This window comes from Streptomyces sp. NBC_00322 (assembly GCF_036147535.1).
Classification (GTDB): Bacteria; Actinomycetota; Actinomycetes; order Streptomycetales; family Streptomycetaceae; genus Streptomyces.
The window spans coordinates 4,815,535-4,837,375 of sequence record NZ_CP108019.1; the positions used below are offsets into that span (position 1 = coordinate 4,815,535).

General features: G+C 69.9%; 21 protein-coding genes. 12 read left to right on the forward strand and 9 right to left on the reverse strand.

The features are described 5' to 3' along the window. The first annotated feature begins 27 nt into the window (after positions 1-27). Positions 28-369 carry a DUF2516 family protein gene (locus OG905_RS21905; protein ID WP_328675521.1) on the forward strand — a complete coding sequence of 114 codons (342 nt, stop codon included), beginning with the start codon at positions 28-30 and terminating at the stop codon, positions 367-369. A gap of 8 nt (positions 370-377) precedes the next feature. On the opposite strand, the gene OG905_RS21910 is transcribed toward OG905_RS21905, so the two are convergent. The 3 genes from OG905_RS21910 to OG905_RS21920 form a co-directional block, all read right to left on the reverse strand. Beyond that, complete coding sequence (locus tag OG905_RS21910; RefSeq protein ID WP_328675522.1) at positions 378-1,643, reverse strand: PP2C family protein-serine/threonine phosphatase; 1,266 nt, start codon at positions 1,641-1,643, stop codon at positions 378-380. Positions 1,644-1,855: 212 nt separating this feature from the next. Further along, a complete protein-coding gene (locus OG905_RS21915; RefSeq protein ID WP_328675523.1) occupies positions 1,856-2,917 on the reverse strand; it encodes a C40 family peptidase in 1,062 nt (353 codons plus the stop codon). Between the two features lie 222 nt (positions 2,918-3,139). After that, on the reverse strand, positions 3,140-3,922 hold the full coding sequence (locus tag OG905_RS21920; protein WP_328675524.1) for a class I SAM-dependent methyltransferase: 783 nt from the start codon (positions 3,920-3,922) through the stop codon (positions 3,140-3,142). A gap of 161 nt (positions 3,923-4,083) precedes the next feature. Here OG905_RS21920 and mshA point away from each other — a divergent pair, with 161 nt between their 5' ends. The 3 genes from mshA to OG905_RS21935 all read left to right on the forward strand — a co-directional run bounded on the left by mshA (position 4,084) and on the right by OG905_RS21935 (position 7,948). After that, positions 4,084-5,424: a D-inositol-3-phosphate glycosyltransferase gene (gene mshA / locus OG905_RS21925; RefSeq protein WP_328675525.1), complete on the forward strand. Its 1,341-nt coding sequence runs from the start codon at positions 4,084-4,086 to the stop codon at positions 5,422-5,424. Further along, positions 5,417-5,908, forward strand: coding sequence for a YbjN domain-containing protein (locus OG905_RS21930; RefSeq protein WP_328675526.1), 492 nt, complete (start codon positions 5,417-5,419; stop codon positions 5,906-5,908). Before mshA ends, OG905_RS21930 begins: the two co-directional genes overlap by 8 nt. 366 nt (positions 5,909-6,274) lie before the next feature. Further along, complete coding sequence (locus OG905_RS21935; RefSeq protein WP_328675527.1) at positions 6,275-7,948, forward strand: glycosyl hydrolase family 28-related protein; 1,674 nt, start codon at positions 6,275-6,277, stop codon at positions 7,946-7,948. On the opposite strand, the gene OG905_RS21940 is transcribed toward OG905_RS21935, so the two are convergent. Beyond that, positions 7,938-9,206 carry an MDR family MFS transporter gene (locus tag OG905_RS21940; protein ID WP_328675529.1) on the reverse strand — a complete coding sequence of 423 codons (1,269 nt, stop codon included), beginning with the start codon at positions 9,204-9,206 and terminating at the stop codon, positions 7,938-7,940. The genes OG905_RS21935 and OG905_RS21940 overlap by 11 nt on opposite strands. Before the next feature lie 140 nt (positions 9,207-9,346). On the opposite strand from OG905_RS21940, the gene OG905_RS21945 reads away from it, so the two are divergent. After that, positions 9,347-10,105, forward strand: a complete 759-nt coding sequence (locus OG905_RS21945; RefSeq protein WP_328675531.1) for a phosphoglyceromutase — start codon at positions 9,347-9,349, stop codon at positions 10,103-10,105. Between the two features lie 266 nt (positions 10,106-10,371). Here OG905_RS21945 and OG905_RS21950 read toward each other — a convergent pair whose 3' ends face one another. Further along, positions 10,372-10,521, reverse strand: a complete 150-nt coding sequence (locus OG905_RS21950) for a hypothetical protein (RefSeq protein ID WP_328675533.1) — start codon at positions 10,519-10,521, stop codon at positions 10,372-10,374. 106 nt (positions 10,522-10,627) lie between these two features. Further along, entirely contained in the window at positions 10,628-11,305 is a 678-nt protein-coding gene (phoU, locus tag OG905_RS21955) for a phosphate signaling complex protein PhoU (protein WP_324989004.1), read from the reverse strand. Positions 11,306-11,515: 210 nt separating this feature from the next. On the opposite strand from phoU, the gene OG905_RS21960 reads away from it, so the two are divergent. Together OG905_RS21960 and OG905_RS21965 are read left to right on the forward strand one after the other, a co-directional pair. Continuing rightward, positions 11,516-12,772 (forward strand): sensor histidine kinase, encoded by a 1,257-nt coding sequence (locus OG905_RS21960; protein ID WP_328675536.1) that lies wholly within the window; start codon positions 11,516-11,518, stop codon positions 12,770-12,772. After that, positions 12,769-13,449: a response regulator transcription factor gene (locus OG905_RS21965; protein WP_142217884.1), complete on the forward strand. Its 681-nt coding sequence runs from the start codon at positions 12,769-12,771 to the stop codon at positions 13,447-13,449. The genes OG905_RS21960 and OG905_RS21965 overlap by 4 nt, the downstream gene beginning before the upstream one ends. A gap of 179 nt (positions 13,450-13,628) precedes the next feature. Here OG905_RS21965 and OG905_RS21970 read toward each other — a convergent pair whose 3' ends face one another. Beyond that, positions 13,629-14,315, reverse strand: coding sequence for a DUF461 domain-containing protein (locus OG905_RS21970; RefSeq protein ID WP_328675541.1), 687 nt, complete (start codon positions 14,313-14,315; stop codon positions 13,629-13,631). A 613-nt stretch (positions 14,316-14,928) separates the two neighbouring features. Here OG905_RS21970 and OG905_RS21975 point away from each other — a divergent pair. The 5 genes from OG905_RS21975 to rlmB all read left to right on the forward strand — a co-directional run bounded on the left by OG905_RS21975 (position 14,929) and on the right by rlmB (position 19,522). Further along, a complete protein-coding gene (locus OG905_RS21975; protein ID WP_003953493.1) occupies positions 14,929-15,411 on the forward strand; it encodes a CarD family transcriptional regulator in 483 nt (160 codons plus the stop codon). Positions 15,412-15,718: 307 nt separating this feature from the next. Next, positions 15,719-16,456: a 2-C-methyl-D-erythritol 4-phosphate cytidylyltransferase gene (gene ispD, locus OG905_RS21980; RefSeq protein WP_328676287.1), complete on the forward strand. Its 738-nt coding sequence runs from the start codon at positions 15,719-15,721 to the stop codon at positions 16,454-16,456. After that, positions 16,446-16,934 carry a 2-C-methyl-D-erythritol 2,4-cyclodiphosphate synthase gene (gene ispF / locus OG905_RS21985; protein ID WP_328676289.1) on the forward strand — a complete coding sequence of 163 codons (489 nt, stop codon included), beginning with the start codon at positions 16,446-16,448 and terminating at the stop codon, positions 16,932-16,934. Before ispD ends, ispF begins: the two co-directional genes overlap by 11 nt. A 148-nt stretch (positions 16,935-17,082) precedes the next feature. Continuing rightward, a complete protein-coding gene (gene cysS / locus OG905_RS21990; protein ID WP_328676291.1) occupies positions 17,083-18,483 on the forward strand; it encodes a cysteine--tRNA ligase in 1,401 nt (466 codons plus the stop codon). An 85-nt stretch (positions 18,484-18,568) separates the two neighbouring features. Then, positions 18,569-19,522, forward strand: a complete 954-nt coding sequence (gene rlmB, locus OG905_RS21995; RefSeq protein WP_328676292.1) for a 23S rRNA (guanosine(2251)-2'-O)-methyltransferase RlmB — start codon at positions 18,569-18,571, stop codon at positions 19,520-19,522. 47 nt (positions 19,523-19,569) lie between these two features. Here the strand turns inward: rlmB and OG905_RS22000 are convergent, their stop codons facing one another. Together OG905_RS22000 and OG905_RS22005 are read right to left on the reverse strand one after the other, a co-directional pair. Further along, positions 19,570-20,187 carry an NUDIX hydrolase gene (locus tag OG905_RS22000; RefSeq protein ID WP_328676294.1) on the reverse strand — a complete coding sequence of 206 codons (618 nt, stop codon included), beginning with the start codon at positions 20,185-20,187 and terminating at the stop codon, positions 19,570-19,572. Between the two features lie 9 nt (positions 20,188-20,196). Continuing rightward, entirely contained in the window at positions 20,197-21,699 is a 1,503-nt protein-coding gene (locus OG905_RS22005) for a hypothetical protein (protein ID WP_328676295.1), read from the reverse strand. Between the last annotated feature and the right edge of the window lie 142 nt (positions 21,700-21,841).

Sequence of the window (21,841 nt, forward strand, 5' to 3'; positions counted from 1 at the left end):
CCAACCACTCACTAGGCGGTGCTCAGCATGTTGCGCGCGGGATTCGACTTCACTCTCTGGCTGGTGCTGGACCTGGTCTTCCTGGTCACCGCGGTAACTGCGCTGGTCATGGCCGCGTTCGCCCGCGACGACGCCTACCGCGCGGCCGGCAAGCAGACCAAGTCCTTCTGGCTGATCATCCTGGGCATCACGGTCGCGGTGAACATGTTCATCTCCGTGCTGTTCCTGTCGATCGCCGGGCTGATCGCCACCATCGTCTTCTTCGTGGACGTACGGCCCGCCCTCAAGCAGGTCTCGGGCGGTGGCGGCCGCCGCGGCAAAGGCTCCAGCAGCGACGGTCCCTACGGGCCGTACAACGGCGGCCGGTAACCAAGGATCTAGCGGCAAGAACCGTTTCGGCTGAGCAGCAGCACGGCCACATCGTCGGTCAGCTCCCCGCCGTTCAGCTCGCGCACCTCCGCGACTGCCGACTCGAGCAGCGCCTCGCCCTCGAGCCCCGCAGCCAGCTGCCGGTTGATCATCTCGAGCATTCCATCCTGGCCGAGCCGCTGCTTCTCGCCCGGTCCCTGGCGTCCCTCGATCAGCCCGTCGGTGTACATCATCAGGCTCCACGCGGCCCCCAGCTCCACCTGGCGGCGCGGCCAGCGTGCGCGCGACAGCAGACCCAGCGCCGGGCCGCCGTCGTCGTACGGAAGCAGCTGTGCCGCCCGGCCGTTCCGGGTGACCAGCGGCGTCGGGTGGCCCGCCAGGCACAGGCCCGCCCGCCGGCCGTCCGGTGCGATGTCGACGGTGCAGAGCGTCGCGAAGATCTCCTCGCTCTCCCGCTCGTGCTCCAGAACCTGCTGGAGCGTGGAGAGCAGCTCGTCCCCGCACAGGCCCGCGAAGGTCAGGGCCCGCCAGGCGATGCGCAGCTCCACGCCGAGCGCCGCCTCGTCGGGGCCGTGCCCGCAGACGTCGCCGATCATCGCGTGGACCGTGCCGTCCGGGGTGCGGACCGTGTCGTAGAAGTCGCCGCCGAGCAGCGCGCGCGAGCGGCCGGGCCGGTAGCGCGCGGCGAAGCGCAGGTCCGAGCCCTCGAGCAGGGGAGTGGGCAGCAGGCCGCGCTCGAGACGGGCGTTCTCCTGGGCGCGCAGCCGGGACTCGGCGAGTTTCACCTGGACCGTGTCCGCGCGTTTGCGCTCCACCGCGTAGCGGATGGCGCGGCTCAGCAGCCGCCCGTCGAGCTCGTCGCGGAAGAGATGGTCCTGTGCCCCCACCCGTACGGCTTCGGCGGCGCGCTCGGCGTCGCCCGATGTCGTCAGGGCGAGGACCGCGTGGCGCGGCGCGAGGCGCAGTACGTGGTTGAGCGGGCCGAGCTCGTCGTCGCCGGGGCCGGGCAGCGCGAGGTCGACGAGGATGCAGTGGACGTCGTCCGTGAGCAGCCGCTCCGCCTCGGTGAGATTGCGGGCGCTGCGGATACGGACCCGGGTCCCGGCCGCGTCGAGCAGCTCGGGGACGGAGAGGGTGCCTGCCGGGTCGTCCTCGATCACCAGTAGCGTGAGGTCGCCGCTGGAGCCCGTGCCTGAGCTCATGCTCGGGCCGGAGCTCCCATGGGCGGTTTCCGCGGCAGGGACAGGTCTCTGTCGCGGTACGGGTACGGGCATCGGTTCCGGTTTCCTTCCCTCCCCCCGAGGGCGGCAGGGCGACGATCGACGCCCTGCCAGACGGGGACCATAGCGGTACCTGGCGCCGGAGCGGAATGCTCTGGAGCACACGGCCGATGGCATATGCCGCGCATGGGGAGGTACTTGCTCAGTACTTGCTCAGCGAGCCATGACGAACGTCACGTACCAGCTACCCCTGCGTCGCCGATGCGTCACTTGTCGGGACGTACGACTCCGAGAATCGCCATCGAGCCCGCACCCGCGATCGTCACATTCCGCCCGGGCCGCGGCGCGTGCACGATCGCGCCGTCGCCGATGTACATGCCCACATGGCTGGCGTCCGCGTGATAGATGATCAAGTCGCCCGGCCGCATGTCCCTGATGTCGATCCTGGGCAGCAGCCGCCACTGCTCCTGCGAGGTGCGCGGGATGCCCCGGCCGGCCGCCGCCCACGCCTGGGACGTCAGCCCCGAGCAGTCGTACGAACCCGGGCCCTCGGCGCCCCACTCATACGGTTTGCCGACCTGGGCCGTGGCGAAGTGGACCGCCTTCTTGCCCTGCTCGCTCGACCTGCCGTTGATCTCCTTGAGCACGCCCGAACTCAGCCAGGCCGTCTGCGCCTTGTACTGCGCCTGCTGCTCCAGCTGGAGGAGCCGCGCCCGCTCCTCCTTCTCCAGCTTGTCCTCTATCGACTTGGCCGCGGCGATCTGGGTGTTGATCTCCTTCTTCGCCTTGGCCTGCTTGAGGCGGTTGGCCTCAAGCTTCTGCCACTGGGTGCTCGCGTCCTTGCTGTAGGACGCCAAGTCGGCCTGCGTCCTGGTCAGTTCGCCGATGAGGTCCTTGGTGGCCTTCTGGCCCTGCGCGATCCGGCCCGCGCTGTCCAGGAAGAGCTGCGGGTCGTCGGTGAGCATCAGCTGCGCCTCGGTCGGCAGGCCGCCGCCGCGGTACTGGGCGCGGGCGGCGGCGCCCGCGCGGTTCCTCAGGTCCTGGATCCGGGCCTGGCCCTTCACGATCTCCTGGGCCAGCCTGACGATCTCGGCCGACTGCCTTTCGGTCTGCTCCTCGGCGAGGTTGTACGCGTCGGTCGCGGACGCGGCCTTTCGGTAGAGGGCGTCGAGCTCCAGGCGCACGTCTTCCAGCGACTTCTTGTGCACGCGCGTGCCCGGCGTGGCAGGCGGCGGCTCGGGAGCCGCGAAGGCCTGGCTCGGCGACGCCAGCACGGTCAGAGCGCAGACCAGAGTGATCGCGGCAGTGGCACAGCGGCGTCGGTTCACGACTCCCCCTCCGGGCTCCGGGTGGACGCCGGAACACCTGACTTGTGATTTACCGTCAGTAACTTACGAGTGACGTCGCGATGGTGCCACGACACCCACGAAACCGACAGGGCCAACCGGCCGCGTTCTGCCGACTGGTGGATCAACCCCACCCGTCAGGGACGAACAACGCGCCCTGGCCGTTCCCGTGTTCGAGAATGTTCATCCGAAGAGGGCCACGAGTCATCTGGAATTGGGTGCGAGGGCGGCCCAGTTCACCGTGACTTCACCTTGCCGCCAGCGCCCCCGCGCGTCCGCGAGCGGCCAGTCGGCCGCCAGATCCCGTACGGCCCTGATCCAGCGCTGCCGGGCGCCCAGCGAGGCGTACGGAGCGGCGGCCGCCCACGCCCGGTCGAAGTCGCGCAGGAACGCGTGCACCGGCTCGCCCGGCACATTGCGGTGGATCAGCGCCTTGGGGAGGCGCTCGGCCAGGTCGGACGGGCGCTCCAGGGAGCCGAGGCGGGTCGCGAAGGTGACCGTGCGCGGACCCTCCGGGCCCAGCGCCACCCACACGTGCCGCCGCCCGATCTCGTCGCAGGTCCCCTCGACGAGCAGCCCGCCCGGTGCCAGGCGGGCGCACAGCCGCGCCCAGACGGCGGCGACCTCGCCCTCGTCGTACTGGCGCAGCACATTCGCCGCCCGGATCAGCGCCGGCCGTGCTGTGAGGGGCACCTCGAAGCCGCCGTGGAGGAAGCTGAGCCCCTCGCGCTCGTACGGCTTCGCCGCCGCGACCCGCGCCGGGTCGATCTCGATGCCGACGACCTCGCAGCGGGGGTCGGCGGTGCGCAGCCGCTGGAGCAGTTCCAGGGCGGTCCAGGGGGCGGCGCCGTAACCGAGGTCGACGGCCACGGGCGCGTCACCGCGGCGCAGCGCCGGGCCGTGGGTGGCCGCGATCCAGCGGTCCATGCGGCGCAGCCGGTTGGGGTTGGTCGTCCCGCGGGTCGCGGCACCGACGGGGCGGGTCATGGAAGCGAGGGTATGCGCTCGCGACACGGCCTCCGGCCGGTAATGATTTGGCAAAAGGGGGCGGCGATGGAAATGGAAGGCGGACCTCCGCTGTTGAAGAGGCTCTGAAGGGCTGCTGATGCCCGCAGCTTGCTGTGCCCGAAGCGAGGAGGACCTTCGACGTGAGCCAGTACGTCTCCCGCCTCGGCAGTGGTCTGGTGGCTCCGCGCATCAGGTTCCCCGGCGGCCATCGCAAGCCGCGCCGGATCGCCATGCTCAGCGTCCACACCTCCCCGCTGCACCAGCCGGGAACCGGCGACGCGGGCGGCATGAACGTCTATATCGTCGAGCTCGCCAAGCGGCTCGCAGCGATCAACATCGAGGTCGAGATCTTCACGCGGGCGACCGCGGGCGAGCGTGCGCCCGCCGTCGAGCTCGCCCCCGGCGTGCTCGTACGCCATGTCGACGCCGGACCCTACGAGGGCCTGGCCAAGGAAGACCTCCCGGCGCAGCTGTGCGCCTTCACGCACGGTGTGATGCAGGCCTGGGCCGGACACCGACCCGGCCACTACGACCTGGTCCACTCCCACTACTGGCTCTCCGGCCATGTCGGCTGGCTCGCCGCCGAACGGTGGGGCGTCCCGCTCGTGCACGCCATGCACACCATGGCCAAGGTCAAGAACGCCGCACTCGCGGAGGGTGACACGCCCGAGCCTCCCTCCCGCGTCATCGGTGAGACCCAGATCGTCGCCGCCGCGGACCGGCTCATCGCCAACACCGCGGAGGAGGCCGACGAACTCGTCCGCTTCTACGAGGCCGACCCGGCGAAGGTGGCCGTCGTTCACCCCGGCGTGAACCTGGACCGCTTCCGTCCCGCCGACGGCCGCGCCGCCGCCAGGGCCCGCCTCGGGGTGCCCCAGGACGCCTTCGTCCCGCTCTTCGCGGGCCGTATCCAGCCGCTGAAGGCCCCCGACATCCTGCTCCGCGCGGTAGCGCTCCTCCTGGAACGGGACCCCTCGCTGCGCTCCCGGCTCTTCGTGCCGATCGTCGGCGGCCCGAGCGGCACCGGCCTGGCAAAGCCCGAGGGCCTGCAGAAACTGGCCGCCCGACTCGGCATCGCGGACCTCGTCCACTTCCAGCCGCCGGTCGGCCAGGACCTGCTCGCGGACTGGTTCCGGGCCGCCTCCACGCTCGTCATGCCCTCATACAGCGAGTCCTTCGGCCTGGTGGCGATCGAGGCCCAGGCGGCCGGCACCCCGGTGGTGGCGGCGGCGGTCGGAGGCCTGCCGGTTGCGGTGCGCGACGAGCAGACCGGCGTCCTCGTCCAGGGCCACAACCCGGCCCACTACGCCGACGCGCTGCACCGCTTCATCGCCGACCCGTCCCTGATCACCCGCATGGGCACCGCGGCCGCCCGGCACGCCGAGTCCTTCGGCTGGGACACCGCGGCATCGGCGACGGCGGACGTCTACACGGCGGCGATGTACGAACACCGCCGCCGGGTACGCTCGCACCATGGCTGACGTACAGCAGACGGCGCAGGTCATCGAGCAGACGCTGAAGGACGCGGAACTCGAGTGGGAGAGCCCGGAAACCGGCTCGTACGTGGTCAAACTCCCCGGCACCCGCAAGCTGTCGACGACCTGCTCCCTGCGCGTCGGCAAGCACTCCCTGTCGGTCAACGCCTTCGTCATCCGCCACCCCGACGAGAACGACGCGGCGGTGCACCGCTGGCTCCTGGAGCGCAATCTGCGTCTTTACGGGGTGAGTTACGCGATCGACCGCCTCGGCGACATCTACCTGGCGGGCCGCCTCCCGCTTTCCGTGGTCACCCCGGAGGAGCTGGACCGCGTCCTGGGCACGGTGCTGGAGGCGGCGGACGGAGCTTTCAACAGGCTGCTGGAGATGGGTTTCGCGAGCGCGATCCGCAAGGAGTATGCGTGGCGGGTGTCGCGGGGGGAGTCGACGCGAAACCTGGATGCGTTCACGCATCTGACTCAGGGCTGATGTCCGGGGGTTGTTTCCCCCACCCCGCCCCTTCCCGTAACCGGGGCTCCGCCCCGGACCCTTGCGGGGGCTCCGCCCCCGAACCCCCGCGCCTCAAACGCCGGCGGGGCTGAATTTCCCGCCGGTCGGCCTGAAGATTCAGGCGCGTCGGCGGAAATTCAGCCCGTCCGGCGTTTGAGGACATGCGGCCGAAGGTCGCATACGGGGTCTGGGGGCTTGCCCCCAGTTCGGGAAGGGGCGGGGTGGGGAACAACCCCCGCCGAACCACGAACCCCCGCGCAAACACTTCCCGCGCCCCGCAACCCATGGCATGCTCACCGCCAACGCACACCTGAACATCGTTCACATCCATGAAGGGGCGGGCTCATGGAGACCGGTCAACGCGCCATCAGCAGACGCACCCTGCTCGGCAGCGCCACAGCCGTCGCCGCAGTCGGCATCGTCGGCCCCAGCGCCGGCACAGGCACCGCCGTCGCCGCCGAAACGTCCCCCCTCTGGGCCGAGTTCCGCCGCACCCCGTACACCCACCCCCAGATCCCCTACGTCGGACGAGCAGGCAGCCGCCGCGGTGTCGAACACTTCCCCCGGCGCCCCGTGCCGGCCAACGTCCTTGACTACGGGGCCGAGCGGGACGGCTCCGCCGACGCCGCACCCGCCATCAACCGTGCCGTCGCCGCTGTGGGCGAACGCGGCGGCGGCACGGTTCACATCCCCGCCGGCACCTACCGCATCGACGACCTCATCCGCATCGGGCACAGCAATGTCGTCCTGCGCGGCGCCGGCAGCGGCCGTACCACGCTGTACGCGACCAAGAACCTCACCGAGCTCGTCGGCCCCTACGGCAGCCGCTACGGCGGTGACAAGTCCTCCTGGTCCTGGGCCGGCGGGCTCATCTGGCTCTGTCCGAAGGACCGTTGGGACAGCCTCACCACCGCCATCAAGGCCAGGGCCTGGCCCTTCGAGGGCTGGACCGGCAACAAGCGCGACGAGTGGCGCACTCTCGCCACCGTCCGGCCCGCCCGGCGCGGCGACTGGTCCGTCACCGTGGACGACGCCACGGCGCTGCGCCGCGGACAGCTCGTCCTGCTCCGCCTCGCCGACGACGGGGGCCACACGCTCCTGGAGCACATGGCGGGCGGCGGCGCGGGTCCCGAGGCGTATGTCTGGGACGACAAGACCAAGTTGACCAGTTACGTCCCCTACGAATGGCCCGTACGGATCGCGGCGGTCAGGCGGAACAAGGTCACCTTCGAGCGCCCTCTGCCGCTCGACATACGCCCCGAATGGGACCCCCGCATCGTCACCCTCGTCACTCCGCTCACCGGCTCCGGTGTCGAGGGCCTGACCCTGGAGGCGACCGAGACCCCGCAGTCCCAGCACCTCCTCGACAAGGGCTACAACGGCGTCACCTTCCAGTGCGCGTACGACTGCTGGGCCGACGACATCACCGTCCGCCACGTCGACAACGGCTTCGGCCTCGTCGCCGCCTCCGCATGCACCCTGCGCCGCACGCGCGTCGAGGGCCGCGGCTCCCACCACCCGTACTTCTGCCGTGAGGGCTCGCACGACAACCTCGTCGAGGACTTCACCATCGCGCAGCGCACCGTCCCTGCTCCGGCGGGCACCCAGCTCCACGGCATCAATGTGGAGGGCCTGTCCAGCCACAACGTCTGGTCGCGCGGGCGGATGGAGATGGGCACCTTCGATACCCACCGCGGCATGCCGTTCGCGAACGTCCGTACCGACATCACGGTCAACAACAACGGCCGTCACGGCGGCGACGCATCAGCGGGACCCCTCTACGGCGCCCGTTTCACGCACTGGAACGTCACCGTCACCAACGAACGCGCGGGCCTGGTCAGGATCGACGAGATCGCTCCGTACAGCGCGACCGTCGCCATCAGCACGGTCCGCGAGTTCGACCAGACCGACATCCCGGACTTCGGCGGCGCGCTGAACTCCCGCCTGGAGGCGTACGGCAGCCCCGGCGCCGTGCATCCCCGCAATCTGTACGAGGCGCAGCGGGCCCTCAGGCGCTGACCGCCGCCGCCTTCTCGGTGTCCTCGGGGGACGCGGCCTCCCCGGGGGCGTCCTCCTCCGGAAGGCCGCGCATCAGCAGCCAGTACCCGAGCCCCGCCACCGTGCCGAGGACCGCGCACATGCCCCACAGCCACTCCGCTCCGAACCGGTCGATGACGAAACCGGCGAGCAGCGGGGCGACCAGCGCGGCCACCGACCAGGACAGGGTGTACATGCCCTGGTAGCGGCCGCGGCCGTGCAGCGGCGAGAGCCGCACCACGAGCCCTGTCTGGGTGGGCGCGTTGACGATCTCGGCCAGTGTCCAGACGCACACGGTCAGCGCATAGACGGCGATCGATCCGGCGAAGACGGTGAGCCCGAAGCCGTACCCCGCGAGCAGCGAGGAGATGATCAGCAGGCGGCGCGGGTCGCGGTGCTCGATGTAGCGGGTGACCGGGATCTGCAGGGCCACGATCAGCACACCGTTGACCGCGATCGCCATACCGAAGTCCGAGCTGGCGAAACCGTCCGCCCCCATCGCCAGCGGCAGCCCGACGTGCCCCTGCATGAAGATCAGCGCGATCAGGAACGACAGTCCGACGACGCTCATGAACCGCCCGTCGCGCAGGACGGTCCGCATGCTGATCTGCGGCTCCACCGGTGCGCCCTTCGTCTCCACATGCTCGGGCCGCGACTCGGGCAGCTTGACGAAGATGACGATCGCGCAGATCAGCGTCATCGCCGCCTCGCCGAGGAAACCGGCGAGATAGCTGTGTTCGGCGACGAATCCGGCGGCCGCCGCGGAGACGGCGAAGCCCAGGTTGATCGCCCAGTAGTTGAGCGAGAAGGCCCGCACCCGGTCCTCGGGCCGGACGATGTCGGCGATCATCGCCTGCACGGCGGGCCGGGAGGCGTTGGAGGCCATGCCCACGACAAAGGCGACCGCCGCGATCGCCACCGGATGCTGGACAAAGCCGAGCACCGCGACGGAGACGGCCGTGGAGGTCTGCGCGATCAGCAGCGTGGGCCGCCGCCCGAGCCGGTCCGTCATCACACCGCCGCCGAGCGAGGAGACGACACCGCCGAGTCCGTGCAGCGAGGCCACGAGTCCGGCGTACGAGGCCGAGTAGCCCTGGTCGACGGTCAGATACAGCGCCATGAACGTCGCGACGAAAGCTCCGAGCCGGTTGACGAGCGTGCTCGTCCACAGCCACCAGAACTCACGGGGCAGCCCCGAGACGCTCTCTCTCGCGGCACGTCGCAGACCGCCTATGGACATGTGGATTCCCCCGGGGAGCAGACGCTGTAAGTGGCTTGGCAGGCATCCGCAAGTTACATACGCCGGGGTCCCGGCCGCCAGTCAATTGACGGGGGACGTCAACCGACACGCCGACATCGGCGTCCATTAGGCTCGTACGCATGGCCGACGCACCGTACAAGCTGATCCTCCTCCGCCACGGCGAGAGCGACTGGAACGCGAAGAACCTGTTCACCGGCTGGGTGGACGTCAACCTGACGGAGAAGGGCGAGAAGGAGGCAGTCCGCGGCGGTGAGCTGCTCAAGGACGCCGGCCTGCTCCCCGACGTACTGCACACCTCGCTCCAGAAGCGCGCCATCCGCACGGCGCAGCTGGCGCTGGAGTCCGCGGACCGCCACTGGATCCCGGTCCACCGCTCCTGGCGCTTGAACGAGCGTCACTACGGCGCGCTGCAGGGCAAGGACAAGGCGCAGACCCTGGCCGAGTTCGGCGAGGAGCAGTTCATGCTCTGGCGCCGCTCGTACGACACCCCGCCGCCGGTCCTCGAGGACGGCACGGAGTTCTCGCAGAGCGACGACCCGCGCTACGCCTCGATCCCGAGCGAGCTGCGTCCGCGCACCGAGTGCCTCAAGGACGTCGTCGAGCGCATGCTGCCGTACTGGTACGACGGCATCGTCCCGGACCTCCTGGCGGGCCGCACCGTCCTGGTCGCCGCGCACGGCAACTCCCTGCGCGGCCTGGTCAAGCACCTCGACGGCATCTCCGACGCGGACATCACGGGCCTGAACATCCCGACCGGCATCCCGCTCTACTACGAGCTGGACGCCGACTTCCAGCCGCTCACCAGGGGCGGAAAGTACCTGGACCCGGACGCGGCGGCGGCCGCGATCGAGGCGGTCAAGAACCAGGGCAAAAAGTAGCCCCCAGGCGCATGTGAGCCCCCTGCCCGCGAGTTCCGCGGGCAGGGGGCTTGTCGCTGCTGTCCCCCTACTAGTTGTGCCCACCGGGGGTATGGCCCGCCGGGTTCTGGTTCTCGGTGTCCTGCGTCAGGCCGCCACCGGTGCAGCTGGGCTGCTGACCGCCTGGCCGTTGTTGGTGCAGGAAACACGGCCGGCCGCATGTGAAAGGGCCCCGTCCGCAAGGGAATTCGGAGCCCTTTCAACCGCACGCGCACGTAAGTAATCGCCTAGCCGCAGCAGCCACCGCACTGGCACGGTCCGCCCGACTGGCAGCCGCAGCCGCAGCCCGAGCCGCAGCCGCAGGCGCCGAGTACGGGCAGGAACTCCACCTCGACAGGGGTTTCCTGCTGAGGGTCGCTCGTGGGGGATTGGGTCATGGTCCCTCCTCATAGGCGTACGAGATGTGCCGCCGATGCCCAGTGCATGCCCGCTCGCGCGGGCGCATCAACAGCGCGCGGAGGCACACCGCACCCCCGGAGGCCCCTACGCGCCCTCGACCTGCGTCGGCGGCTGGAGCTCGTCCGCGTGCTCGCCCGTCACCAGATAGACGACCCGCTTCGCGACCGACACCGCGTGGTCCGCGAAGCGCTCGTAGTAGCGGCCGAGCAGCGTCACGTCCACGGCGGTCTCGATGCCGTGCTTCCAGCGGTCGTCCATCAGGTGCTGGAAGAGCGTGCGGTGCAGCAGGTCCATCTCGTCGTCGTCCGTCTCCAGCTGGAGCGCCAGGTCGACGTCCTTGGTGATGATGACCTCCGCCGCCTTGGCCATCAGCCGCTGCGCCAGCTGCCCCATCTCCAGAATGGTCGCGTGCAGGTCGTGCGGTACGGCGGAGTCGGGGAAGCGCAGCCGGGCCAGCTTGGCCACGTGCTGGGCCAGGTCGCCCGAGCGCTCCAGGTCCGCGCTCATCCGCAGCGAGGTCACCACGATCCGCAGATCCGTCGCGACCGGCTGCTGCCGCGCCAGCAGGGCGATCGCCCGTGCCTCCAGGTCGTGCTGCAGATCGTCGACCTTCTGATCGGCGGCGATCACACTCTCGGCGAGCTTGAGATCGGCGTCGAGCATGGCCGTGGTGGCGCGCCCGATCGCCGACCCGACCAGCCGGGCCATCTCGACCAGGCCCTCGCCGATCGAGTCCAGTTCCTCGTGGTACGCGTCCCGCATGGGATGTCCCTCTCTTGATGCGACCGGGGTCCGGGTAGGTCAGGGGGTGTGTTTCGGACCCCCACGCTCCCACGGTCTGTCCGTTACGCGTCCGGAGCCTCCCCCGGAAGTGAATCAGCCATATCCCCTTGGTGAACTCTGGGCGACGACTGTTCGAGGTGCCACCCGTTTGGCTGGGAGCATCTCCCCGGCCCCGCATAACCTGGGTGCATGGACGTGAACGCGGCGGTCGCCGCAGCGGCAGCGATCGCCGGGTTGTGCACCGGTGTCATCGCCATGCTGGCGTTCCGCTGGAGCGAACGCGACCAGGCGAGACCCACCCGCACCTCCCTGCACACCGACGCCGTCCTGCCGCCCGGCGTCGACACAGTCCTGTCCGTGCTCCGCTCCTCCGCGGTCGTCCTCGACGAGAGCGACTCCGTCGTCAAGGCCAGCTCCGCGGCGTACGCCCTCGGTCTGGTGCGCGGCGGGAAACTCGCCGTCGAGCCGATGCTGCACATGGCCCGCGACACCCGCCGAGACGGCGAGATACGGCAGGTCGAACTGGATCTGCCCCGGCGCGGCACCGGCCGCGGCGAGGCCCTCGCCGTCTCCGCCCGGGTGGCACCCCTCGGCTCCCGGCTCGTCCTGCTCCTCGTCGAGGATCTCACCGAGGCCCGCCGGATAGAAGCGGTACGGCGCGACTTCGTCGCCAACGTCAGCCATGAGCTCAAGACCCCGGTCGGCGCGCTCTCCCTGCTCTCCGAGGCGGTCATGGACGCCTCGGACGACCCCGAAGCGGTGGAACGCTTCGCCGGCCGCATGCAGATCGAGGCGACCCGGCTCACCAATCTCGTACAGGAGCTCATCGACCTCTCCCGGGTGCAGAACGACGACCCGCTGGAGGACGCCGAACCTGTACGCGTGGACGAACTGGTCGCCGAGGCCATCGACCGCTCCCGGCACCCCGCGTCCACCAAGCAGATCACCATGGCCGCGGGCGGCACTGCCGACCTGCACATCTGGGGTCATCGCGGCCAGCTCGCCGCGGCACTCGGCAACCTCGTCGAGAACGCCGTCAACTACTCCCCGTCCCGCACCCGGGTCGGGATTTCCGCACGTCGCGTGTCCGCGCCCGGCGGTGATCTCATCGAGATCGCCGTCACCGACCAGGGCATCGGCATCTCCGAGAAGGACCGTGAGCGGGTCTTCGAGCGGTTCTACCGCGTCGACCCCGCCCGGTCCCGGGCCACCGGGGGCACCGGCCTGGGACTGGCTATCGTCAAACACGTGGCCGCCTCGCACGGCGGGGAAGTCACGGTATGGAGCTCCGAGGGACAGGGCTCCACTTTCACCTTGCGGCTTCCCGAAGCGGGAGCCGTGCGGGACCGTTCATCCACCGGACCGGATCGCGTCGACGAGGACGACGACCGGCCTTACGACACCGATCCGAACAGCGAAATTCCTGCCCCGGAGGTCCTTCCGTGACCCGAGTGCTCGTCGTCGAGGATGAGGAATCATTCAGCGACGCCCTGTCCTACATGCTCCGCAAGGAGGGCTTCGAGGTCGCCATCGCGACCACGGGGCCCGAGGGTCTCGACGAGTTCGAGCGCAATGGCGCCGACCTCGTCCTCCTCGACCTGATGCTGCCCGGGCTGCCGGGCACCGAGGTGTGCCGCCAGCTGCGCGGCCGCTCGAATGTCCCGGTGATCATGGTGACCGCCAAGGACAGTGAGATCGACAAGGTCGTCGGGCTGGAAATAGGAGCCGACGACTACGTCACCAAGCCCTTCTCCTCGCGGGAGCTGGTCGCCCGCATCCGCGCGGTCCTGCGCCGCCGCGGCGAGCCGGAGGAGGTCACCCCCGCGGCCCTGGAGGCGGGCCCGGTCCGGATGGACGTGGACCGCCACGTCGTCACGGTCTCGGGCGGAAAGGTCGACCTCCCGCTGAAGGAGTTCGACCTGCTGGAGATGCTGCTGCGCAACGCGGGCCGGGTGCTGACCCGTATGCAGCTGATCGACCGGGTCTGGGGCGCGGACTACGTGGGCGACACGAAGACGCTGGACGTCCACGTGAAGCGCCTGCGCGCCAAGATCGAGCCTGACCCGGGCGCGCCGCGCTACCTGGTGACGGTGCGGGGCCTGGGCTACAAGTTCGAGCCGTAAACCGGCCTGCGGGTGGGACGGCCGGACGGAGTCCGGCGCAGCGCCCCGCTGTGGCATCAGCGGCTCCGCCACGCGGCCGTGAGGCGCTCCGGCGCCGAGCGGTGCACGCGGCATGGTGCACCGGCGACAAAACGAGGGCGCCCCGCCAGAGAAGCTCTGGCGGGGCGCCCTCGTGTGTGTCAGTGGCCCGCGTTCTGGGACGCCGAGGAGGAGTCCGACGGGGTGCCCGGCTCGCCGGACTCGCCGTTGCCGGGTTCGCCCGATTGGCCCGTGGCCGAACCCGACGGGGTGCCGGACGGCGTGCCCGACGGCGTGCCGGTGGGCTCCGTGGACGGCTTCGCCGACGGCTGCGAGCTCGGCCCGTACGCCTCGAAGTAGTTCTTCGCCGGGAGGACCAGCGCCTGCACCTTCACGTCGCCGGTCTCGCTGAAGCGGAAGACGACGTTCTGCACGCCTCCCGCGTTCTTCGACGCCTCCTCGCCCTTCTCGATCACCGCGGCCGCGTTCCCCGCGCCGCCGACGATGATCGAGCCCTGCGCCGGAATCGTGATCGATCCCGAGCCCTTCGCGGCCGACAGCTTCACCGGAGCGCTCAGCCCCGGCAGCGTGATCGCGTCGAGCGTCTGCGGCTGGGAGCCGGTGTTGAAGAGCGTCGCGGAGACGACCGCCGGACCTTCCGCCTCCGCCTGCGGCTGGGTGAGCACCGTCGCGTTCTGGATCTTGATGGTGTCGACCGTCGTCTCGGCGTTGTCCGGCCGGACTTCAAGGGTCTGCGCGTCTATGCCCGCACCGCAGGCGGAGAGCGAGGCGATCGAGAACACGATGGCGGTAGCGGCGAGGGCGCCGCGTCGAAGGCTGCGGCTCACGGCGGCGGCATCTCCTTGGACGTACGGACTGGCTACGGACAGGCTGTTGAACTGGCGTGGAAACCGGCATGCAGATCGCTAAGCCCGTGTCAGTTCGCGCTTAGGTTACCGAGCGCCTGCGCCCGCCCCGCACCCGACCCGCCCCTTCGCCGGCCGCCTCCTCCCGCCGCTCCGGACTCGCCGCGCACCGCAGTGCGATCCTTCCGATTCGTACGCCGCTCTTCGTGCGCCGTTCACATAACCATGTTGATCAATTCCGCGGTGGCCTCGCATTCCTTACCGAATACGTTCCGGTGATCAATTCCGGATTCGGCGGCGGATCCGTCCGTACGGGTGACCGACCGCCGAACGGAGTACGGGAAGTTCACCGCTTGGAATCCGGCAAATCGGGACGTTCAGCCCCCTTGGAGGGGCTTGTGCCGGGTGTAACGTGCGCGTTTCTGTCCGCCCGCGCAGCCGCTCCGACCTGCGAATACCCCCTTTCGGAAGCCGCCCGCAGCACGTTCGTGTTGCTGTTGTCAAGCCCCGAGATATGCTCTGACCTGCGAAAACGCCATTCAGAAGAAGCCGTATCCGTGTTACCCTGGATAGCCACGGAAGGGGTACCTGTCACATGACGTTCAAGGTTGGCGACACCGTGGTCTATCCCCATCACGGGGCCGCGCTGATCGAGGCCATCGAAACTCGCCAGATCAAAGGCGTGGACAAGACCTACTTGGTGCTGAAGGTCGCTCAGGGCGACCTGACGGTTCGCGTGCCGGCGGACAATGCGGAGTTCGTGGGCGTTCGCGATGTGGTCGGTCAGGACGGGCTCGACCGGGTCTTCGAGGTGCTGCGCGCACCGTATGCAGAAGAGCCGACGAACTGGTCCCGCCGCTACAAGGCAAATCTCGAGAAGCTCGCCTCCGGCGATGTCATCAAGGTCGCCGAAGTGGTGCGTGACCTGTGGCGTCGCGAGCGGGAGCGTGGGCTTTCCGCTGGTGAGAAGCGCATGCTCGCCAAGGCGCGCCAGATCCTGGTGAGTGAGCTCGCCCTCGCGGAGAACACCAACGAAGACAAGGCCGAGGCTCTGCTCGACGAGGTCCTCGCGTCCTGACGCACCGGCGTTGGAATCAATAAAGTGCCGCGGTGCCCGCTGACATGCTGTGATGACAGTCCTGTCGCCGGGCGCTGCGGCATGTTCGTCTGCGCTGGTGAATCGCCGCTCGTGAATCGCTCGTGTCGTGTATCGCTCGTGAATCCCCACTTGCCGCACGCGCGGCACCCTGCCCCACTTGGTGTGCCGGGCCCGGGCGGCTGGCGCAGACCAGTTGTCACGGAAGGGTCCGGTCAAGGCGTCGCGCCCGGCACGCTGTGGCCATACCCATGTCGGCCAAGGAAACAAACCTGCCGGAGTGCAACCGATGTCTGACCAATCACCCTCGTTCCGCACCGCAGCGGTGATCCCGGCGGCCGGCCGGGGCGTACGGCTCGGCCCGGGCGCCCCCAAAGCGCTCCGTACGCTGAACGGCACGCCCATGCTCATCCACGCCGTACGAGCCATGGCCGCATCCCGCGCCGTCTCGCTCGTCGTCGTGGTGGCCCCGCCCGACGGTGCCGCTGAAGTGAAGTCCCTCCTCGCCGATCATGCACTTCCGGACAGGACCGACTTCCTGGTCGTCCCCGGCGGTGACACCCGCCAGGAGTCCGTGAAGCTCGGCCTGGACGCCCTGCCGCCCGGCATCGACGCCGTGCTGGTCCACGACGCAGCCCGGCCGCTGGTGCCCGTCGACACGGTCGACGCGGTGATCGAGGCCGTACGCGACGGAGCTGTGGCCGTCGTGCCCGCGCTGCCCCTCGCCGACACCGTCAAGGAGGTCGAGCCGCGCCCGGACGGCTCGCCCGAGCCGGTCCTCGCCACGCCGGAGCGGGCCAGGCTGCGCGCCGTACAGACCCCGCAGGGCTTCGACCGGGAGACCCTCGTGCGCGCCCACGAGACCGTGACCGACAACGTCACCGACGACGCGAGCATGGTCGAGCAGCTCGGCGAGCCCGTCGTGGTCGTACCCGGCCACGAGGAGGCGTTCAAGGTGACCCGCCCCCTCGATCTCGTACTCGCCGAGGCGGTTCTCGCCCGCAGGAGGGCCAACGATGGCTTCTAGTCATGTCCCCCGGATCGGCGTCGGCACGGACGTGCACGCCTTCGAGGCGGGCCGCGAGCTGTGGTGCGCCGGACTGCTGTGGGAGGGCGAGGACGGCCTCGCCGGACACTCCGACGGCGACGTCGCCGCCCACGCCGCCTGCGACGCGCTCTTCTCGGCGGCCGGCGTCGGCGACCTCGGCGCCCACTTCGGCACCTCCCGGCCCGAGTGGTCCGGCGCCTCCGGCGTCACGCTGCTCACCGAGGCGGCCCGGATCGTACGGGCAGAGGGCTTCGAGATCGGCAATGTCGCCATCCAGGTCATCGGCGTACGCCCGAAGATCGGAAAGCGGCGCGACGAAGCGCAGAAGACGCTCGGGGCGGCGGTCGGTGCGCCCGTTTCGGTATCGGGCACCACGACGGACGGGCTCGGTCTGACGGGACGGGCAGAAGGTCTTGCCGCGATCGCCACAGCATTGGTGTTCCGCGCGGACGGGTGAAATACCCGGCACGGACGGCGAGTTGTCGCCAGGAATCCCCGACTCCGGCCCGAGTCCGGCTCGTATCGGTCTCGGACAAAGTCACAAACCTGTCCGCGCGTCCCACAAGGGGCGCGGGGCACTGGTACGGGGCCACTACCCTTGATACGTGACTATTCGCCTGCACGACACCAGCGCCCGGCAGATCCGTGACTTCACCCCGCTCACGCCGGGCTGCGTCTCGATCTACCTGTGTGGCGCGACCGTGCAGGCCGCCCCGCACATCGGGCACATCAGGTCGGGGCTGAATTTCGACATCATGCGCCGCTGGTTCGAGTACCGCGGCTACGAGGTCACGTTCGTGCGCAACGTGACCGACATCGACGACAAGATCATCTGGAAGTCGGCGGAACAGAACCGCCCCTGGTGGTCGATCGGATACGAGAACGAGCGCGCCTTCAACGACGGCTACGACGCCCTCGGCTGCCTGCCGCCCACCTACGAACCGCGCGCCACCGGCCACATCACCGAGATGGTCGAGATGATGCGCGGCCTCATCGAGCGCGGGCACGCCTACGAGGCCGACGGCAACGTCTACTTCGACGTGCGCTCCTTCCCCGGCTACCTGGAGCTGTCCAACCAGGACCTCGACGAGCTGCGCCAGCCGTCCGGCGAGGGCGAGAGCGGCAAGCGCGACCAGCGCGACTTCGCCATGTGGAAGGCGGCCAAGCCCGGCGAGCCGAGCTGGGAGACCCCCTGGGGCCGCGGCCGGCCCGGCTGGCACCTGGAGTGCTCGGCGATGGCGCACAAGTACCTCGGCGAGGCCTTCGACATCCACGGCGGCGGGATCGACCTGATCTTCCCGCACCACGAGAACGAGATCGCCCAGGCCAAGGCCTTCGGCGACGAATTCGCCAGGTACTGGGTGCACAACGCCTGGGTCACCCTGAGCGGCGAGAAGATGTCCAAGTCGCTCGGCAACTCGGTGCTCGTCTCCGAGATGGTCAAGCACTGGCGTCCCATCGTGCTGCGCTACTACCTCGGTACGCCGCACTACCGCTCGATGATCGAGTACAGCGAGGAGGCCCTGCGCGAGGCCGAGTCCGCCTTCGCGCGGATCGAGGGCTTCATCCAGCGCGTGCTCGAGAAGGCGGGGGGAGTCGTCGAGCCCGCGCCCGAGGTGCCGCTCGCCTTCGCCGAGGCGATGGACGACGACCTTGGCGTCCCGCAGGCGCTCGCCATCGTCCACACCGCGGTCCGCCAGGGCAACTCCGCACTGGCCGCCGACGACAAGGAAGCCGCCGTCGCCCGCCTCGCCGAGGTACGGGCCATGCTCGGCGTCCTCGGCCTGGACCCGCTCGACCCGCACTGGGCGGGCGAGGCCGACCGCGGCGAAGACCTCCATGGCGTCGTCGACACCCTGGTCCGGCTGGTGCTCCAGCAGCGCGAGGCGGCCCGGGCCCGCAAGGACTGGGCGACAGCCGACGCGATCCGCGACCAGCTGCAGCAGTCCGGGCTCGTCATCGAGGACAGTCCGGACGGGCCGCGTTGGACGCTCGGACCGCGCTGACCGGCCAAAATGTGCCGCCCGGGCTCCCGGGCGGCACACTTTCTTACGTACGTACGCATTCGAAAGCTTCAGGAAACAGGTAGTCATGGCCGGGAACAGCCAGCGCAGGAACCGCCGCACGTCCAACAAGAAGGGCGCGCAGGTCGGCAGCGGTGGCCAGCGACGCCGCGGACTCGAGGGCAAGGGCCCGACCCCGCCCGCGTCCGCCCGCAAGGGCCACAAGAAGAACCGCGTCGCCAACGCCCAGGCCAGGAAAACCGCCGCACGCCGCCCCGTCGCCCGCCGCGGCGGCAAGGGCACCTCCGAGATGGTCGTCGGCCGTAACCCGGTCTTCGAGGCGCTGCGCGACGGCGTGCCCGCGACGACGCTGTACGTCCAGCAGTTCATCGACAACGACGAGCGGGTGCGCGAGGCGCTCCAGCTCGCCGGGCAGCGCGGCAACATCAACCTGATGGAAGCGCCGCGCCCCGAGCTCGACCGGATGACCAACGGGCTCAACCACCAGGGCCTCGTCCTCCAGGTCCCGCCGTACGAGTACGCGCACCCCGAGGACCTCGCGGCCGCCGCCTTCGACGAGGGCGAGGATCCGCTGATCGTCGCGCTCGACGGCGTGACCGACCCGCGCAACCTGGGTGCCGTCGTCCGCTCCGTCTCCGCGTTCGGCGGCCACGGCGTGGTCGTGCCCGAGCGCCGGGCCGCGGGCATGACGGCCGGCGCGTGGAAGACCTCCGCGGGCACGGCAGCCCGCACCCCGGTCGCGCGCGCGACCAACCTGACCCGCGCCCTGGAGTCGTACCAGAAGGCCGGCCTCACCGTCGTCGGCCTGGCCGCGGACGGCGACCACGAGGTCGGCGACCTCGAAGCGCTCGGCGGCCCGCTCGTCATCGTCGTCGGCAGCGAGGGCAAGGGCCTGTCCCGCCTCGTCGGCGAGACCTGCGACTACCTGGTCCGCATCCCGATGCCGGGCGGCGCGGAGTCGCTGAACGCGGGCGTCGCGGCGGGTGTGGTGCTGTACGAGGCGTCCAAGCGGCGCCTCTGATCCTGACGGACCCGGGGGCCCGGCAGGCCCCCGGGCGGGCGGAGCCTTCAGCCCGTCACGCCCGCCAGCCTCGCGCGGCTGAGGACCACGATGGTGAACGCATCCATGATCCGGCCGTCGCCCACCATCTCCTCCGCCTCAGCGAAAGAGACGGTGAGCGTGCGCCGTATGCCCTCCCCCAGCGCAAGCGCGCCGATCGCGTCGATCCGGGCCGCGTAGAGCAGGACACGGTCGCCGACTGCTCCCGAGTCCGGGTGGACCGCACCCAGCGGGATCAGCTCACGGACATCCGCGCCGATCTCCTCCCGCAGCTCTTTCGCGGCGTTCTGCTCACCGGCCAGCCCCCGCGTGCCGAAACCGCGCGGCACCTCCCACAGCCACGAGCGGGTGGCGTGCCGGAAGTGCTCGACCAGCACCACCTCGCCGTCGAGCAGCGGAAGCACCACACAGCCCGGCTCCGCGGTGGTGCCGATCGAGCGGATGTATGTGCCGGTCCTGCCGTCCGGGAACCTGACCGGATCGCGGAGGACCATCACGTACGGGTCCTCGTACACCACCCCGCCCGCCGCCGCGACCGACTCCGGATCGCTCAGGATCTCGATGCCGCCGGGCGGATTGACGAAGAGTTCGGGGCGCTCGGTGCGCAGCCGGTCGTACGTGTTCATGCTGGTCCTCTACGGGGCGTCGGGGATCTGCTGGTCGGCCTGGTTCCTGCGCGGCAGGGCGTCGATTTCCGTGATCCGTTCGCCGTACGCGCCGAGCAGTGCCTCCCAGTCCCGCTTCACACTGCCCAGCCTGAGCGCGGGAAATGTCACGCTGTGCCCGAGCCCGCTGCGCAGAGCGCTGCCCCCGTCCGTGAAGACCAGCCGGACGACCAGGGCGCCGAGGCCCGCGCTCGCCAGCTGGACCGAGCCCGACAGCAACGACACTCCGTCACCCGCGAGCTGGAGCGAGAGGCCGGCCGACTCGAGTACGAGGGCCATCCCGATCTCGCGCTGGAAACCCTTCCCCGAGCGGCCGATCTTCCGCGCCTTGCGCAGCATCTTCGCGTGCAGGTCGGCGATTTCGGAGGTCGCGCCCGTGAACGCGTCGGGATCGGGGACACGTCCGTGCGCGAAGCCACCCCGCACGAAACCGTTGAGCGCGTCGATGTAGGCGCGCCACTCCTCCTCGCGGCGCAGCGCGGTGATGTCGGAAAGACCGAGATCCGCATAGGAGTTGGGCCCGTCCACGCCCCGGTGCAGGGCGTCGGCGAAGACGTCGCGCAGCAGCCTGCCGAGCGCCTCCGGGTCGGCCACCGGCGACCGCTCGGCCTCACCGAGCTCCTGCAGGGCACTGCGCGGCGGCGAATCGGGCGGAGTCAGCGCGATCAGACCGCTGGCCTTGGGCACGCCCACGCTGTACAGCAGGTCGATCAGCTGCTTCGCGGGGAGTACGTCCTCCCCCTCCCGGAACAGCTGCTCGTGCGGCTCGGACCCCGGACGGCAGAGGAACTGCTGGTAGACGGCACTGCGGGTGATGTCCTTGTCCGGGTCCTGCTCGCCCGCCCAGTCGTAGATGTCCTTGAGGACTCCCTCGCGCAGCGCCCTGGCGCGCTCCTGCGAGATGTCTAAGTCCTTGGCGAGCTGCGGGATCTTCAGGCGGCGCAGCGTGGACAGGCTCGTGGAGAAGTAGTTGCTGACCTTGTCGGTCTCTTCCCTGTTGGTGTCGTCGTCCCAGTCGAAGCGGACGCAGGCGGGCTCCGCCTCGTCGGCGAGCAGCCGACGCCACGACTGCTGTACGTGCTTGTCCTTGCTCCAGGCGGACTCCTCGCCCGGATCCCGTTCCCGGTAGAGGTAGGGCACCAGGGCGCGGTCGTTGAGCAGCCGGACGAAGGCCTCGCGCTCGGCGGGTTCGATGCCTGGGCAGTAGTTGCGGTAGAGGGCTTCGTTGTTGAGGAGATACGCGCGATTGACCACGAGCGTCCCGCTGTTGACGAGCGAGCGGCGCAGCTCGGCGGAGGCGGCGGCAACGGCCTTGGGAGTGCTGCCCTTTGCGGCGTGGGGGCGCTGCTGAGCGGCCGCGAGATCCGGTGGCAGCCACTGGTTGTCCAGGGCTTGCGCCATCACGGGATAGTCGGTGAGGTCCCCGAAGGTCAGTTGATTGCTTGCCCGTGCGGACTCGGCCCGGTCGGTCACTGGTGATCCCCCTCTGAGACGGCTGAGTCACATTCTTCTGCCAACTGCGGTGATCGTCATACGAATTGGCGCATCAGCCACGAACGGGCCACGTCGACCGCAATGATCTTGACGGAAAGGACCTTGACGGGTCTCGGACAGA

What these genes read in the sequence shown, in the direction of transcription:
- OG905_RS21905 (WP_328675521.1), top strand. Translation starts at nt 28, where the DNA reads ATGTTGCGCGCGGGATTCGACTTCACTCTCTGGCTGGTGCTGGACCTG.
- OG905_RS21910 (WP_328675522.1), bottom strand. Translation starts at nt 1,643, where the DNA reads ATGCCCGTACCCGTACCGCGACAGAGACCTGTCCCTGCCGCGGAAACC.
- OG905_RS21920 (WP_328675524.1), bottom strand. Translation starts at nt 3,922, where the DNA reads ATGACCCGCCCCGTCGGTGCCGCGACCCGCGGGACGACCAACCCCAAC.
- OG905_RS21930 (WP_328675526.1), top strand. Translation starts at nt 5,417, where the DNA reads ATGGCTGACGTACAGCAGACGGCGCAGGTCATCGAGCAGACGCTGAAG.
- OG905_RS21935 (WP_328675527.1), top strand. Translation starts at nt 6,275, where the DNA reads ATGGAGACCGGTCAACGCGCCATCAGCAGACGCACCCTGCTCGGCAGC.
- OG905_RS21940 (WP_328675529.1), bottom strand. Translation starts at nt 9,206, where the DNA reads ATGTCCATAGGCGGTCTGCGACGTGCCGCGAGAGAGAGCGTCTCGGGG.
- OG905_RS21945 (WP_328675531.1), top strand. Translation starts at nt 9,347, where the DNA reads ATGGCCGACGCACCGTACAAGCTGATCCTCCTCCGCCACGGCGAGAGC.
- OG905_RS21950 (WP_328675533.1), bottom strand. Translation starts at nt 10,521, where the DNA reads ATGACCCAATCCCCCACGAGCGACCCTCAGCAGGAAACCCCTGTCGAG.
- phoU (WP_324989004.1), bottom strand. Translation starts at nt 11,305, where the DNA reads ATGCGGGACGCGTACCACGAGGAACTGGACTCGATCGGCGAGGGCCTG.
- OG905_RS21960 (WP_328675536.1), top strand. Translation starts at nt 11,516, where the DNA reads ATGGACGTGAACGCGGCGGTCGCCGCAGCGGCAGCGATCGCCGGGTTG.
- OG905_RS21975 (WP_003953493.1), top strand. Translation starts at nt 14,929, where the DNA reads ATGACGTTCAAGGTTGGCGACACCGTGGTCTATCCCCATCACGGGGCC.
- ispD (WP_328676287.1), top strand. Translation starts at nt 15,719, where the DNA reads ATGTCTGACCAATCACCCTCGTTCCGCACCGCAGCGGTGATCCCGGCG.
- ispF (WP_328676289.1), top strand. Translation starts at nt 16,446, where the DNA reads ATGGCTTCTAGTCATGTCCCCCGGATCGGCGTCGGCACGGACGTGCAC.
- rlmB (WP_328676292.1), top strand. Translation starts at nt 18,569, where the DNA reads ATGGCCGGGAACAGCCAGCGCAGGAACCGCCGCACGTCCAACAAGAAG.
- OG905_RS22000 (WP_328676294.1), bottom strand. Translation starts at nt 20,187, where the DNA reads ATGAACACGTACGACCGGCTGCGCACCGAGCGCCCCGAACTCTTCGTC.